14 protein-coding genes and 1 tRNA gene are annotated in these 15645 nt (G+C 36.8%); 10 read left to right on the forward strand and 5 right to left on the reverse strand.

From position 1 onward, the window contains the following. Positions 1–16 precede the first annotated feature (16 nt). The 6 genes from ACGH6R_RS06015 (at position 17) to truB (ending at position 6349) form a co-directional block, all read left to right on the forward strand. Positions 17–93: transfer RNA gene (locus ACGH6R_RS06015), tRNA-Met, on the forward strand. A 189-nt stretch (positions 94–282) separates the two neighbouring features. Next, a complete protein-coding gene (rimP, locus tag ACGH6R_RS06020) occupies positions 283–744 on the forward strand; it encodes a ribosome maturation factor RimP (RefSeq protein ID WP_065559534.1) in 462 nt (153 codons plus the stop codon). Positions 745–760: 16 nt separating this feature from the next. Next, a complete protein-coding gene (nusA, locus tag ACGH6R_RS06025) occupies positions 761–2236 on the forward strand; it encodes a transcription termination factor NusA (RefSeq protein ID WP_065559533.1) in 1476 nt (491 codons plus the stop codon). A gap of 17 nt (positions 2237–2253) precedes the next feature. Further along, positions 2254–4920: a translation initiation factor IF-2 gene (gene infB, locus ACGH6R_RS06030; protein WP_267350519.1), complete on the forward strand. Its 2667-nt coding sequence runs from the start codon at positions 2254–2256 to the stop codon at positions 4918–4920. Between the two features lie 69 nt (positions 4921–4989). Next, the gene (rbfA, locus tag ACGH6R_RS06035; RefSeq protein WP_065559531.1) at positions 4990–5367 is read left to right on the forward strand and encodes a 30S ribosome-binding factor RbfA; all 378 of its coding nucleotides are present in this window, start codon (positions 4990–4992) and stop codon (positions 5365–5367) included. A 67-nt stretch (positions 5368–5434) separates the two neighbouring features. Further along, on the forward strand, positions 5435–6349 hold the full coding sequence (gene truB / locus ACGH6R_RS06040; protein WP_267379273.1) for a tRNA pseudouridine(55) synthase TruB: 915 nt from the start codon (positions 5435–5437) through the stop codon (positions 6347–6349). Positions 6350–6420: 71 nt separating this feature from the next. On the opposite strand, the gene ACGH6R_RS06045 is transcribed toward truB, so the two are convergent. Next, complete coding sequence (locus tag ACGH6R_RS06045; protein WP_267379276.1) at positions 6421–7470, reverse strand: LacI family DNA-binding transcriptional regulator; 1050 nt, start codon at positions 7468–7470, stop codon at positions 6421–6423. Positions 7471–7647: 177 nt separating this feature from the next. On the opposite strand from ACGH6R_RS06045, the gene ACGH6R_RS06050 reads away from it, so the two are divergent. The 3 genes from ACGH6R_RS06050 to dnaB all read left to right on the forward strand — a co-directional run bounded on the left by ACGH6R_RS06050 (position 7648) and on the right by dnaB (position 10917). Then, positions 7648–8667, forward strand: coding sequence for an aspartate-semialdehyde dehydrogenase (locus ACGH6R_RS06050; protein ID WP_267350513.1), 1020 nt, complete (start codon positions 7648–7650; stop codon positions 8665–8667). Next, positions 8654–9445 (forward strand): tRNA pseudouridine(38-40) synthase TruA, encoded by a 792-nt coding sequence (gene truA, locus ACGH6R_RS06055; protein WP_267350512.1) that lies wholly within the window; start codon positions 8654–8656, stop codon positions 9443–9445. The genes ACGH6R_RS06050 and truA overlap by 14 nt, the downstream gene beginning before the upstream one ends. Before the next feature lie 62 nt (positions 9446–9507). After that, positions 9508–10917 (forward strand): replicative DNA helicase, encoded by a 1410-nt coding sequence (gene dnaB, locus ACGH6R_RS06060; RefSeq protein ID WP_411599245.1) that lies wholly within the window; start codon positions 9508–9510, stop codon positions 10915–10917. Positions 10918–10993: 76 nt separating this feature from the next. Here the strand turns inward: dnaB and ACGH6R_RS06065 are convergent, their stop codons facing one another. From ACGH6R_RS06065 to ACGH6R_RS06080, 4 genes are read right to left on the reverse strand one after another with little or no spacing between them, the layout of a single operon-like run. Beyond that, a complete protein-coding gene (locus tag ACGH6R_RS06065; protein ID WP_411599159.1) occupies positions 10994–11824 on the reverse strand; it encodes a metal ABC transporter permease in 831 nt (276 codons plus the stop codon). Positions 11825–11826: 2 nt separating this feature from the next. Further along, positions 11827–12687, reverse strand: coding sequence for a metal ABC transporter permease (locus tag ACGH6R_RS06070; protein WP_267350507.1), 861 nt, complete (start codon positions 12685–12687; stop codon positions 11827–11829). Then, entirely contained in the window at positions 12688–13584 is an 897-nt protein-coding gene (locus ACGH6R_RS06075; RefSeq protein WP_411599160.1) for a manganese/iron ABC transporter ATP-binding protein, read from the reverse strand. Beyond that, positions 13584–14504 (reverse strand): metal ABC transporter substrate-binding protein, encoded by a 921-nt coding sequence (locus ACGH6R_RS06080; protein ID WP_267360655.1) that lies wholly within the window; start codon positions 14502–14504, stop codon positions 13584–13586. Before ACGH6R_RS06080 ends, ACGH6R_RS06075 begins: the two co-directional genes overlap by 1 nt. A gap of 601 nt (positions 14505–15105) precedes the next feature. Here ACGH6R_RS06080 and tssB point away from each other — a divergent pair. Beyond that, entirely contained in the window at positions 15106–15606 is a 501-nt protein-coding gene (gene tssB / locus ACGH6R_RS06085) for a type VI secretion system contractile sheath small subunit (RefSeq protein ID WP_065559521.1), read from the forward strand. Positions 15607–15645 lie beyond the last annotated feature (39 nt).

Below are 15645 nucleotides of genomic sequence, written 5' to 3' on the forward strand. Positions count from 1 at the left end.
CTCATCAACCATCTATCGCGGGGTGGAGCAGCTTGGTAGCTCGTCGGGCTCATAACCCGAAGGTCGTTGGTTCAAATCCAGCCCCCGCAACCACTTAACTTTTCATCCATAACCATTTATCCTGTTATTATTGCATGAAAGTTCGAAACAAGTGGCTTCATTATAGTTAGTTTTAAATGTAAGCCTCGCATGTCGAGGTTTTTTTACGTTTCGATTTAAGCGTAAGTTTTTAAGGAATGTTGGGCTTCATGCCCTTTTTTATTTTCTGCAGTGGAGGTTTGTTTGGCTAATATAGAGCAACAATTGACCGATATCATTCAAGAGCCTGTTAATGCGCTTGGTTTTGAATTAGTCGGTATTGAATATATCCGTGGCCGTTACCCAGTGTTACGAGTTTATATTGATAGTGAAGAGGGTATTTCTGTTGATGATTGTGCTGATGTTAGCCGACAAATTAGTGCGGTACTTGATGTCGAAGATCCTATCAAAGATGCCTACAATCTTGAAGTCTCATCGCCAGGTATGGACAGACCATTATTCACGCTTGAGCATTATAAACGTTTTATTGGTGAAGAAATTACGATGAGTTTACGTATCCCTGTTGCTAATCGTCGTAAATGGAAAGGACATATTAAATCCATTGATAATGAGATGATTACATTAACAGTTGATAATAATGATGAGGTATTTGCTTTTAGTAATATACAAAAAGCAAACATTGTACCTAATTTTAACCTTAAATAGAGTACGGGTGTAAAGGATGAATAAAGAAATTTTAGCTGTTGTTGAAGCGGTATCAAATGAAAAAGCACTTACGCGAGATAAAATTTTTGAGGCGTTAGAAACCGCATTAGCGACGGCAACCAAAAAGAAACATACAGTTGATATTGATGTTGTCGTTAAGATTGATCACAAAACGGGTGATTATGACACATTCCGTCGTTGGCTTGTTGTGAACGAAGTTACTCAACCGACGAAAGAAATGACTTTAGAAGCTGCGCAATACGAAGATCCTTCAGTAAAAATTGGTGATTACGTTCAAGAGCAGATAGAATCGGTTGCCTTCGACCGTATTACTACGCAAACAGCCAAACAAGTGATTGTGCAAAAAGTTCGTGAAGCTGAACGTGCGATGGTTATCGACATGTTTAGAAATCGAATTGGAGATATCGTAACAGGTATTGTTAAAAAGACTAATCGTGATAGCGTTATCCTTGACTTAGGAAATAATGCTGATGCGATGATGTCCCGCCATGATATGTTACCACGTGAAAACTTTCGTATAGGCGATAGGGTTCGCGGGATCTTATATTTAGTTGAACAAGATAATAAACCGGCACAACTTTGTATCAGTCGTTCAAATCCACAAATGATGGAAGAGTTATTCCGCATTGAAGTACCAGAAATTGGTGAAGAAATGATTGATATTAAAGGTGTTGCTCGTGATCCAGGCTCACGCGCTAAAATCGCAGTAAGCAGTAATGATCGTCGTATCGATCCTGTTGGTGCTTGTGTTGGGATGCGTGGTGCGCGTGTTCAGGCTGTATCCAATGAATTTGGTGGTGAGCGTATTGATATCGTTTTATGGGATGACAATCCGGCACAATTTGTAATTAATGCTATGGCGCCTGCCGATGTAGTTTCTATTGTTGTTGATGAAGATAAACATACAATGGATGTTGCTGTCAATGCCGACACTTTACCACAGGCAATTGGTCGTAACGGTCAAAATATTCGTTTAGCTTCGCAGCTGACCGGCTGGACATTAAATGTCATGAGTACCGAAGATTTGCAAGAAAAGCATCATGCAGAATCATTTGCAGCAATTAATAATCTGATTAAACATCTGGACATTGATGAAGAGTTAGCAAAACTTTTAGTAGAAGAAGGATTTACTTCACTGGAAGAACTTGCTTACGTTCCTGTTGATGAATTGCTTGAAATTGAAGAACTTGATGAAGAACTCGTTGAAGCATTAAGAAATAGAGCCAAAGATGCATTAACTACAATAGCATTAGCTAATAGTGGTGATAAACGACCTGCGCAAGATTTATTAGATTTGCCAGGTATGACACAAGAATTAGCCTATCAATTAGCCCAACATGATGTAATCACCTTGGAAGACTTAGCTGAACAAGGTACAGATGATCTAGTCGGGATTGAAGGTTTAACAAGTAATCAAGCTGGCGACTTTATTATGGCTGCTCGTAATATTTGTTGGTTTGCAAATGAATAATTGAGGGATAGTAATACATGACCAAAGTATCAATCGAAACACTGGCTCAAGAGATAAATACTCCAGTGCAAACACTTTTGCAACAGTTTGCTGATGCAGGTATTAAAAAAACTGCAACAGATACTGTTACACAAAAGGAAAAAGAAGCTTTGCTTGCGCATCTAAATCCTCAGCAAGGCCCAACAAAATTAACGTTACAACGTAAAACACATTCTACCTTGAATGTATCGAGTGGCGGTGGCAAAAGCAAAGAAATTAAAATAGAAGTACGCAAAAAACGTACAATTGTTAAGCAAGATCCTGCTGAACTTGAAAAAGCACGACTTGAAGCTGAACGCAAAGCCAAACAGGAAGCTGAATTAAAAGCACGTAAAGAAGCTGAAGCGCAAGCACAATTAGCTGCTCAAGAAGCCAAAAAACGTGAAGAGGCCGAAGCTGAAAAACGTGCACAAGAAGCAAAAGCGAAAGAAGCTGAAAAAGCAGCAGAACAATCAGTGACACCTAAGGTAAAAAAAGCACAAGAAGAAAAAGCGCGTCTTGAAGCCGAAGCTAACGAAATTAAACGTAAAGCTGAAGAAGAAAATCGTCGCAAACTAGAAGCCGAAGCTAAACGCATGGCTGAAGAAGCGCGAAAATTAGCAGAACAATATAGTGATGCTGATGATAATGACAATGACAACAATGGTGATGAAGAAGATTATCATGTTACTACGTCTAAATTTGCACGCGCAGCAGAAGACGATACCGACCGTGAAGTTGAAAGCGCACGTGGTCGAGGTCGTAATGCAAAACAGACCAAACAGAAAAAAGGCAGCAAATTATCTGAAGGTAAAGCAGAACGTGAAGAAGCCCGTGCTGTTACTCGTGGTAATAATAAAAAGAAAGGTAAAAGTACCTTACAACAAAGTTTTAATAAACCTGTACAAGCGGTTAACCGAGATGTAGTTATCGGTGAAACGATTACCGTTGCTGAACTCGCTAACAAAATGGCAGTAAAAGGTTCAGAAGTTATCAAAACGATGATGAAAATGGGGGCAATGGCAACCATTAATCAGGTTATCGATCAGGAAACAGCTCAGCTAGTTGCTGAAGAAATGGGACACAAAGTCGTTCTTCGTCGTGAAAACGAACTTGAAGAATCTTTAATGAGTGATCGTGATACGGGTGCGGAAAAAGTGTCACGGGCTCCAGTTGTGACCATTATGGGACATGTAGATCATGGTAAAACTTCATTGCTTGACTATATTCGTAAAGCAAAAGTTGCCTCAGGCGAAGCAGGTGGTATTACTCAGCATATCGGTGCTTATCATGTTAAAACAGCAAATGGTGAGATCACTTTCTTAGATACACCGGGACATGCGGCATTTACTTCAATGCGTGCTCGTGGTGCAAGAGCAACTGATATTGTTGTTCTTGTCGTGGCAGCTGATGATGGCGTCATGCCTCAAACTATCGAAGCAATCCAACATGCTAAAGCTGCAAATGTACCTATGGTTGTTGCCGTAAACAAAATCGATAAACCCGAAGCCGATCCAGAACGTGTAAAAGGTGAACTTGCACAATATGGTGTCATGTCAGAAGATTGGGGTGGAGACACACAATTTGTTCATGTATCAGCTAAAGCAGGAACAGGTATAGATCAACTGCTTGAAGCCATTTTGTTACAAGCGGAAGTACTTGAACTCACAGCTTACGAAACCGGTATGGCTAGTGGTGTGGTTATTGAATCATTCCTTGATAAAGGTCGTGGTTCTGTTGCTACAGTACTTGTTCAATCAGGAACATTACGTAAAGGCGATATCGTTCTATGTGGGTTTGAATATGGTCGTATTCGTGCAATGCGCAACGAATTAGGTAAAGAAGTGACCGAAGCAGGTCCATCAATTCCTGTTGAGATTTTAGGTCTATCGGGCGTACCTTCTGCTGGTGATGAAGCAACAGTTGTACGTGATGAAAAGAAAGCACGTGAAGTGGCATTATATCGTCAAGGAAAATTCCGTGACGTTAAACTTGCTCGACAACAAAAAGCGAAACTCGAAAACATGTTTACTAACATGACTGAAGGTGATGTATCTGAACTTAATATCGTGCTAAAAGCCGACGTTCAAGGTTCGGTTGAAGCGATTTCTGACTCACTACTTAAACTCTCAACCGATGAAGTTAAAGTTAAAATTATTGGTTCGGGTGTTGGTGGAATTACCGAAACGGACGCATCGCTTGCAGCAGCATCGAATGCCATAATTTTAGGCTTTAACGTACGTGCCGATGCTTCAGCTCGTAAAGTGATTGAAACAGAAAATTTAGACCTTCGCTACTATTCAGTTATTTATGATCTGATTGATGAAGTGAAACAAGCCATGAGTGGTATGCTAGCTCCTGAGTACAAACAAGAAATTATTGGTCTTGCCGAAGTCCGTGATGTGTTTAAATCACCTAAATTTGGTGCAATCGCTGGTTGTATGGTTACTGAAGGTGTGGTTAAACGTCATAATCCAATCCGTGTTTTACGTGATAACGTGGTTATTTATGAAGGCGAACTTGAATCACTTCGTCGCTTTAAAGATGACGTTAATGAAGTTCGTAACGGAATGGAATGTGGTATTGGTGTACGTAACTATAATGATGTTCGTGTTGGGGATTCAATCGAAGTCTTTGAAACTATCGAAATCAAGCGTACAATTTAATAACGATGACATTACCATGTTATAAGCAAGGTTTATGCCTTGCTTATTCATATTTTAAGGAAAATAGATATGGCAAAAGCATTTAATCGCTCTTCTCGTGTTGGACATGAATTGCAAAAAGAGATTGCAATCATACTACAACGCGAAATCAAAGATCCACGTCTAGGCATGGTTACTGTTTCGGGTGTTGATATCTCACGCGACCTTTCCTACGCGAAAGTATTTGTAACTTTTTTAAATGATGATGATCCGCAAGTTATTGAACAAGGTCTAACCGTACTCAATGATGCGAAAGGATATATTCGAACTTTAATAGGCAAAGCAATGCGTTTACGCATTATTCCTGAAATCAAATTCTTTTATGATGAATCATTGGTTAAAGGTATGCAAATGTCTAGTTTAGTCTCTGATGTTATCAAACAGGATAACGAACGTCATAAAGATTAACATAAAAAAGGCCATGATTTTGAACTAAATCTAGTTGGTTTTATTTTTTAAGATAAAGAAATTAACAATGAATATTAAAAAAATTCGCCGTGAACTTCACGGCGTTTTGTTATTAGACAAGCCGCAAGGCATGACCTCGAATGATGCTTTGCAAAAAGTCAAAAGACTCTTTAACGCTAAAAAAGCAGGGCATACAGGTGCGCTCGATCCTTTAGCGACAGGCATGTTACCCATCTGTTTTGGTGAAGCGACCAAATTTTCTCAATATTTGTTAGATTCTGATAAACGATATCAAGTTATTGCTAAACTAGGTGAACGAACAGATACGTCAGATGCAGACGGTCAAATCATCTGTTCTAAACCTGTCAATATTACTCAATCACAAATTGATGAAGCGTTAACGCATTTTCGTGGGGATATTTTACAAGTGCCAACCATGTTTTCGGCATTAAAGCACCAAGGTAAACCACTTTATGAATATGCTCGGCAAGGCATTGTCATTGAACGAGAAGCAAGACCCATTACTGTTTACGAAAATCAATTTATCCAATTTGATGCCAATACTCATGAATTAACTTTAGAAATACATTGCTCTAAGGGAACGTATATTCGAACGATTATTGATGATTTAGGAGAATTACTGGGTTGTGGTGCACATGTCATTTATTTAAGACGTCTGCAAGTTTCTAATTATCCTATTCAACAAATGGTAACTTTAGATGCACTACACAATTTAGCTGATAAAGATGCTTTATTAATGCCAGTAGATAGCCCAATGAATGCGTACCCAAAGGTCACACTCACTGAACAACAAGGTAAGCATATTTTATTAGGTCGAACGATAGAAATAGATACGGTCATTAACGATGAGATAACTTCACCTCAAGAAACGTTAGTCAGGATTTATCAAGATCAAACATTTATCGGGGCGGGCATTCAGATAAAAAATAAACTCTCACCAAAACGATTGATATCATCATAGTCATAAAACAGAATCCAACAGAAATAAACGTTCTGCCACTATTAATAATAGCGACGATGTTTAATTATAGACTAGTTAATAAATAGGGATTCTGTTTCAACAAGGTGGTATTGCAATGTTGATGCAGTTTTTTGTTTGAGTATGTCACAAAGTAAACGGGCTGATTTTCTTCCCATTTTAGCTAAAGGTTTATAAATTCGGCTAAGCTGGTCTAATTCATTATATTGACGATCTTTTGAATGATTAATATAAGTAATAGCGATAGGGGTCGTTAGCTGATCCTTGCTTTGATTCACTTGATGCAATATTCCCAGTACCGCAGCAAAAGGGGGGTGAGAATTTTTTCGATCATAATATTGTTCATCCAAATAATTTAAATGAATATTATCCGAGCAAATAATCGCAGTGGGTGGTTTGTTACTTTCTATTAATTTTTTGATAGCCGATCGCCCTTGCTCATAACTAAAGCAATGATGAATTAGGTAATTAGGATCAAACTTAATGTTAGACCTCAGAAGGGCTTGCTGATAACCTTGTAAAAAAAGAGTTGAACTCTTTTTATGACTGTCATTGATGATAACTGCGATTTTTTTATGTATTTGATGCACTAAATATTGAGTAATATTATAGGCTATGGTCAAGTGATCGAAATAAACGCAATTAAAATCAAGCGAAAAATGGTTAACTAAAATAATAGGTGGTAAGGTGGATTTGTAGTTTTTGAGGATATCTAAATAGGGAGCATCATTAATGATCACGATACCATCAAAAATGTTTTGGGTTGCATATCGAATTAAATGATGAATATCATTTGGGCTGGAATAGGCGAAGCGTAAATAAAAAAATTGGTATCCCGCTTCTTTTAAACCACTTTCTAAACCAATATTGATTAAGCTTTGCGAGAATAATTGATTATCAATAATTAAAATTTTTTGCGTTTCACACTCTACATGATAGGGTTTAGTATTAAAGGGTGTATCAATCCCCAACTCCTCAATTGCTTTATAAACACGTGATTGTGTTAATGCAGAAGTTAAATTGGGCGTGTTTAATACTCTTGACACGGACGCAATTGATAAATTTGCCTTTTGGGCAATCACAGCTAAAGTAACTTTATTCATAAAATAAGATTTTAACGTGTAACAAGGTGCATCACTTTAATCATAATTTTATAATGTGTAACGGATAAAAAATGAATTTGTCGATCTCGCTTCCAAAATTAATAGCTCTTTTTTTTCAGCTATCCTCACAAATATAATGTTATAATCTTCGATAAATTTTATTGATTGGGTTTATATATGTCAGCATGGAATATTGCCATTGTTGGTGCGACAGGACAAGTAGGTTCTGCGCTCATTGAGTTACTGCAAGAGTATACTCAAAAAAATCATAGTATTGAAATTGATAATCTCTACCTAGTCGGCAGTGATAACAGTGCTGGCGAGATTATTCGATTTGCAGGTAAAAATTTAACGGTTATTGATAGTGCTCAAATGGACTTTAGTCAATGCCATTTTGCTTTTTTTGTCGCAGGTGCGAAAACCAGTGAAAAATATGCTCAACAAGCAGCACAAGCAGGATGCATTGTGATTGATGCAAGTGGCTACTTTGCTGATCAAGATCATATTCCACTGATTGTGCCACAAGTGAACAATCATGTTTTAGCTGAATACCGTAACGAAAACATTATTGCGGTAGCCAGTGCCCCCGTTTCTCAATTACTTCGCTGTGTTGCACCTTTAACGGATATCGAGTTACTCACTAATTTGCATGTAACAAGTTTCATTCCCTCTTCAATGTATGGCAAACCAGGCGTTGAAGAACTGGCTGGTCAAAGTGCTCGATTATTAAATGGCATGCCTGTTGATAATGACTTATTCGACAAACAGCTTGCTTTCAATCTGTTGCCTATTTCACATGAATCTGATAATTCATCATACGGTGAAAAATCACTGATAAATCAGATTCGTAAAGTTATCAATAATTATCAGCTACCAATATCGATTGAATCTGTTATTGTTCCGGTATTTTATGGACTTGCTCAAGCGGTAAATGTTTCTAGCAGTTTACCGATTGAATTAGATATGGCACGTTTTAGCGAATATGGTGTTGAATTACAAGGGGATACGCTTTCAACTCCTGTTACTGAAGTTAATGCCGAATCAGAATCTAATTTGACGATTAAATTATCCAATTTAAGGCATAGTTTTGGTCATTATGAACAAATCCAATTTTGGTCGGTTGCTGATAATATTCGCTATTTAGGTGGAATAATGCTCATCCAGACGCTTGAGATGCTGATTAATGACTACCTCTAAAATTGCACTGGGTATTGAATATGATGGCAGTGGATATTTTGGTTGGCAACGCCAACAATCCGTTGATTCAGTCCAAGAAAGATTAGAGTCTGCTTTATCGGTTATCGCCGATGAGCCTATTACGGTTTTTTGTGCAGGTCGAACGGATGCGGGGGTCCATGCAACAGGACAGGTTATTCATTTTGAAACAAAAGCACAACGATCTCACAGTGCTTGGACAATGGGGGTCAATTCCCACTTACCATCAAATATTGCGGTGCGGTGGTCTCAACCTGTTGCGGAAAGTTTTCATGCAAGATTCAGCGCAACTGCTCGACGTTATCGTTATGTGATTTATAATCACCGTTACCGTCCTGCAATTTTATCAAAAGGGGTTACGCATTACTATTTACCCCTTAATGAAAAGCTCATGCATGAAGCTGCACAATATCTGTTAGGAGAAAACGACTTTTCATCATTTAGAGCCGCACAATGTCAGTCGTTAACGCCTTGGCGAAACATTCATCAAATTAGTGTAACCAGACAGGGTGATTATGTGATTGTGGATATAAAAGCGAATGCGTTCGTACATCATATGGTAAGGAATATCGTCGGCAGTTTGCTAGAAGTTGGCGCTGAAAATCAAAAGCCGCAATGGATTGATGATTTATTGAAAGCTAAAGATAGAACACGGGCGGCAGCAACAGCAAAACCGGAAGGTTTGTATTTAGTTCAGGTGGATTATCCACTAGAATATCAAATACCCAATCTTGCATTAGGCCCCTTATTTTTGAGCTAGCTAAATGATAAGCTTAAATATGAATTAAATTAAAAAAGATGAATCTAATGAATACTGATGAAATCATTACCAATAAAGACGGCAATAATCAAAATGCGAAAAACGCAAAACTACATAGCTTAAAATTGCCTCCCCATTCCATAGAGGCAGAGCAAGCTGTTCTCGGTAGTTTAATGCTGGATAATCTGCGTTGGGATGTCGTTGCTGAAATGATAACTGAACGGGATTTTTATTCACGTCATCATCAACTTATCTTCGCTGAAATGCATATTTTAGTGGGTAAAGGAACACCAATAGATTTAATTACGCTTTCAGAAAGTTTAGAAAGTAAGGATTTGCTTGCTGACGTGGGGGGATTTGCTTATTTAGCTGAATTATCCAAAAACACCCCGAGCGCCATCAATGTTGTGGCATATAGTGATATTATTCGGCAACAAGCTATATTACGTGAACTTATCAGCGCATCAAATGAGATTGCAGATAACTGTTATGCGACAGAAGGGCGAGACAGTAGTGAAATATTGGATTTAGCTGAAAGTAAAATCTTTCAAATTGCTGAAAGCCGTACCAAGCAAGGAGAGGGGCCAAAAAGCATAACTGAAGTGCTGGAAGCGACGGTTGCTAAAATCGAAGAACTTTTCCAACGCCCACATGATGGTGTCACTGGTGTTTCTACAGGTTTTCTTGATTTAGACAAAAAGACAGCTGGCTTGCAACGTTCAGATTTAATCATTATTGCCGCACGTCCTTCTATGGGAAAAACAACTTTCGCCATGAATTTGTGTGAAAATGCAGCAATGATGCAAGAAAAACCGGTATTAATATTCAGTTTAGAAATGCCTTCAGAACAAATTATGATGCGTATGCTCGCTTCACTTTCTCGAGTAGACCAAACACGTATTCGTACTGGTCAATTACAAGATGATGATTGGGCTCGTATTTCAAGTACCATGGGTATTTTGCTTGAAAAGAAAAATATTTACATCGATGACTCTTCCGGATTAACGCCAATGGAATTACGTTCACGTGCCAGACGTATTTATCGGGAACATAAAGGGTTAAGTATGATCATGGTCGATTATCTACAGCTGATGCGTGTACCGAATATGTCTGAAAATCGAACGTTGGAAATTGCTGAAATATCACGATCATTAAAAGCATTAGCAAAAGAATTACAAATTCCGGTTGTTGCACTATCACAGTTAAATCGTAGTCTTGAACAACGGGCAGATAAAAGACCAGTGAATTCGGATTTACGTGAATCCGGATCGATTGAACAAGATGCCGATGTAATCATGTTTATTTATCGTGATGAAGTGTATAACGAAGCATCTGAACACAAAGGAATTGCCGAAATTATTTTAGGTAAACAGCGTAATGGTCCAATAGGTAAAGTAAGATTAAAATTCCAAGGTCAATTTTCACGCTTTGATAATTATGCTGATTCCAGCAAATATATGGATGATGAATAGTTAAAAAATTCCAAAGCGAAAATTGCGTAAATGTCATAACGACTAACATGTCACATTTACGCAATTTTATTAATGGTTAATTTTGACGGCTTTTAATATAGGCATAACTTTGTGTAAAAACAAAAATAGTAGCTTGTAGAATCACAATGCAAGCACTGGTAGAAGCATCTAAATGATAACTGATCAATGTTCCCATAACGGTTGAAAAGACAGAAATTAACACCGCAATAACTAACATTCTTTCAAATCGTTTACTGATTAAAAAAGCAGTAATACCCGGTGCAATCAACATAGCAATGACCAATATAACCCCAGCTGCTTTTAGCGATCCTACAATAGTTAAAGCTAGAATACTCAGTAATCCATAATGTAATAATCGAACGGGTAATCCAACCACTCTTGCTTGAACAGGATCAAAACAATAAAGCATGAGATCACGACGCTTAATGATAACAATAATAGACACGACAGCAGCAATAAAAATAATCTGTATTAATTCTGCATAACTTGTACCAAGTACACTACCAAATAATATATGGTTCAAATGTTGCGACGTATCAACTTTAGAAAATAACACTAAACCGAATGCAAACATACCGGAAAACACAATTCCCATGACGGTATCTTCTTTAATTCGGCTGTTTTCTTTTATATAACCGGTAGCGACTGAGCAAAATAAACCTGACACAAAAGCCCCGATAATAATGGGAATTCCGGCTAAGAAGGCAAGTACAATACCGGGTAATACTGCATGTGATATAGCATCGCCCATCAATGACCACCCTTTCAAAACTAAAAAGCACGATAGTAGGGCACAAACTATACCGGTTGCAAGCGCGGCTAAAATGGCTCTTTGCATAAGAGGAATTGTAAAAGGATGAAAAATAAAATACCCTATATCAGTCATACTTAATCCCCTTTACTTAAGCGAAGTTGTCTAATTTTGCGGCGATTAGAAATTAATCCTTGTTTAGGCGCAAATAAAAAAGCAAAAATAAAAACTAACGTTTGCAATGTGACAATAACACCACCTGTTTCACCATTTAAAAAGTAACTAAACCACGCTCCAATAGCACTGGTTAGTGCACCAATTATTACCGAAATAATCAATAAATGTGAAAATCGATTAGTCAGCAAATAAGCGGTTGCACCGGGCGTGACAACCATTGCAATAACTAAAATTGCCCCAACCGTTTGTAAAGCTGCAACTGTGCAAGCACTTAAAATAGTAAAAAAAAGGATTTTTAAAGGCAAAGGTCTTAAACCGATTGATCTGGCATGAATTTCATCAAAAAACACAACTAATAAATCCTTCCAGAATAATAATAAAAGTACAACCGAAACCAATATGATAATCTGTACTTGCCACATATCACTATCATCAATACCTAAAATATTACCAAAAATAATTGTCTGGGCATTAATAGAAGTCGGATTTAATGAAAGAATTAATAAACCAATCGCAAAAAAAGTAGAAAAAATAAAACCAATAATGGCATCTTCTTTTAATCGGGTCATTGCTCTTACCATGGTAATAGAAAGTGCAGCCAATAATCCCGTAAAAAAAGCGCCTACCGAATAAGGTAAACCCAGTGCATAAGCTCCGGCAACACCAGGGACCACTGAATGAGATAAAGCATCGCCCATTAATGACCAGCCCTTTAACATTAAAAAGGCAGATAAAAAAGCACAAGCTGCGCCGACAATGCTACTTACCCAGATGGCTTTTAGCATAAAGTCATAACTAAATGGTTCAAGAAGGAGTTCCATTTATAGCTGTCCTTTTGGTTCATGATCATGATGTTCAACAAGTAAATCTTGATGAGGGGAATCATCTTTACCTTCACCATAAAATATTGCTGCACGTTCATCATCGGTTAAAATAGATACCTTGCGAGGATCTTCATCTTCATGTAACTTTTCACCCGAAAGACTTAAATAACGCAAAGCACCGCCAAAAGTAGTCATTAAATTTTGAGGGGTAAACGTGGATTGGGTTGATCCAAAAGCCAGAACAGTTTGATTAATCAAAACAACTTGATCACAAAATTCAGGCACACTACCTAAATTATGGGTAGAAACTAAAATTAAATGCCCCTCATCACGAAGATCCTTCAAAAGTTCAATAATGGCATTTTCTGTTTTAACATCAACCCCAGTAAAAGGCTCATCTAATAAAAGTACTTTACCTTGTTGAGCTAACGCTCTGGCTAAAAATACACGTTTTTTTTGACCGCCAGAAAGCTCGCCAATTTGTCGATGTTTAAATTCGAGCATATTTACACGCTTTAGGGCAATATCAACTTGTCTTTTATCCTCTTTACTTGGAATACGTAAAAAAGACATATGTCCATAACGTCCCATCATTACTACGTCAGACACTAACACAGGAAAATCCCAATCAACCTCTTCTGTTTGGGGTACATAAGCAATAATATTTTGTTTTAATGCTTGTTTTACAGGCGTATTATTAAAAGTCACTTGTCCCTTAGTTGGTCGTATCATCCCCATAATGCTTTTAAACAGTGTAGATTTACCACTACCATTAACGCCAACCAGTGCACATATAGTGCCACCATGTAAGCTAAAACTTGCATCATGAATAGCAGTGTGACCATTATTATAAGTCACAGTAATATCATCAACGTTTAGGCAAATTTGAGTCATCAGTTTTCAAACCCCTTAGCTATTGTTTCAACAGTCACTTTTAATAAATCGATATAGGTTGGTACTGGGCCATCTTTAGTTGAAAGTGAATCAACATATAACACACCTCCATACTTAGCACCTGTCTCTTTACTTACCTGCTTAGCCGGTTTATCCGAAATCGTACTTTCACTAAAAACAACCGGAATATTATTTTTACGAACAGTATCAATCAGATTTTTAACTTGTTTAGGTGTGCCTTGCTGCTCAGCATTAATCGGCCACAAATACGCTTCTTTAAGATTATAATCTCTTGCCAAATAACTAAAAGCCCCTTCACTGGTGACTAACCAACGCTGAGATTCTGGAATTTTGGCTAGGCGTTCTCTTAAAGGCGCATCAAGAGCTTTAATCTTAGCAACATAATCGGCAGCATTCTTATTGTAAATATCGGCATGTTTCGGATCATATTTAACAAAAGCAGCACGAATATTTTCAATATAAGTTAAAGCAAGTGTCGGAGACATCCAAGCATGTGGATTAGGATTACCTTTATAACTTCCTTCCTGAATCGGCATAGGGTCAATTCCTTCTGTTACCGTAACCGAAGGAACATCTTTAATATCTTCAAAAAAACGCTTAAACCAAAGTTCTAAATTAAGTCCATTCCATAATACTAAATCGGCAGAAAGTGCTTTGGTAATATCTTGAGGGGTTGGATCATATTCATGAATCTCGGCACCAACTTTAGTGATTGACTCAACTATCGCTGCATCGCCCGCAATATTTTGTGCGATATCTTGAATCACGGTAAATGTCGTAACAACTTTAAATTTTTTTTCTTCAGCGATTGCAGAGTTAGCCACGCCAGTAAGAATAATTAATGATGTAAAAATTAAATTTAATAAAGTTTTACGACTTTTGATAGAATTGAATTTCATTAGCAACTCCTATTTAATAATATACTCAATCATCTTCAAGATACCGAGAAATCAAGGAAAACGTGAAAGCTAAAAAGAAATCCTTTTCATAATAGCTTCCTTTAACTATCTAATAAAGTGATAAAAATAAATACACTTTAAATATTAATGAGAATTATTATCATTTAAGTCGCTAAAGTCAAATAAATTTGTTTAATTTAGTCAATTTTTAAATTATTAGATAACGTATTTTAAATAAATATTTATTGAAAAAGGAGATAGCCTTATCTATTAAAATAATAGCCATTTTAATAATTGATTTATTGAGTTAACTATAGTTAAAAAAATTTAAAAAACATTTTAAAAATTGAATTAGCATTAAATTTAATAAAATTTATTTAAAAATGATTAAAAAACAATCCATCAGTTCACATCTGCGACATCATAAAAACCCTTTATTTTGCTAGAAAAATAAGCAAATTTTAAAAAAAATTCTTTATGAAAAAATTAATTAATTTAAGCGTTAAGATTGTAATTAATTCGTAAATCGTGTAATTTATTCACAACTTAAGGGTAATTATTTATTTTAGCCTTTAAAGGGAATGGAAATTTAGGAGAAATTATGTCAAACAGTTATCAAAATGAAGTCCCAGCTGCCCGCGTGAATATCAGTTTAGATTTACACACTGGCGGAGCCTCAAAGAAAGTTGAACTACCACTTAAAATATTGTCAATTGGCGATTATGGTCGTGGAAAAGACAAACGTTCACTTTCTGAAAAAGAAAAAGTATCGATTAATAAAAATAATTTCGATGCAGTGTTAAACGATTTTAGACCAGAAGCTAAAATAAGTGTACCTAATACACTTGCAGATGATGGTAGTGACATCAGTGTTGATTTGGTGTTTGAATCTATGAAAGATTTTTCACCAGAACAAGTCGCTAAAAAAATCCCACAACTACGTTCTTTACTTGCAATGCGCAATCTATTAAGAGATTTGAAATCAAATCTACTAGATAACGCTACTTTCCGCTATGAACTTGAAAAAATAGTGAAAGATCAACAACTCTCTGATGAGCTCCGTGCTGAATTAGAATCAATTGTATCTGAAAGTAAAAAATAAAATTTTAATCAATCAAAACTCAATTTGCACAGCAAAATA

Source organism: Gilliamella sp. CG13, from assembly GCF_046635805.1.
Taxonomy (GTDB): domain Bacteria; phylum Pseudomonadota; class Gammaproteobacteria; order Enterobacterales; family Orbaceae; genus Gilliamella; species Gilliamella apicola_I.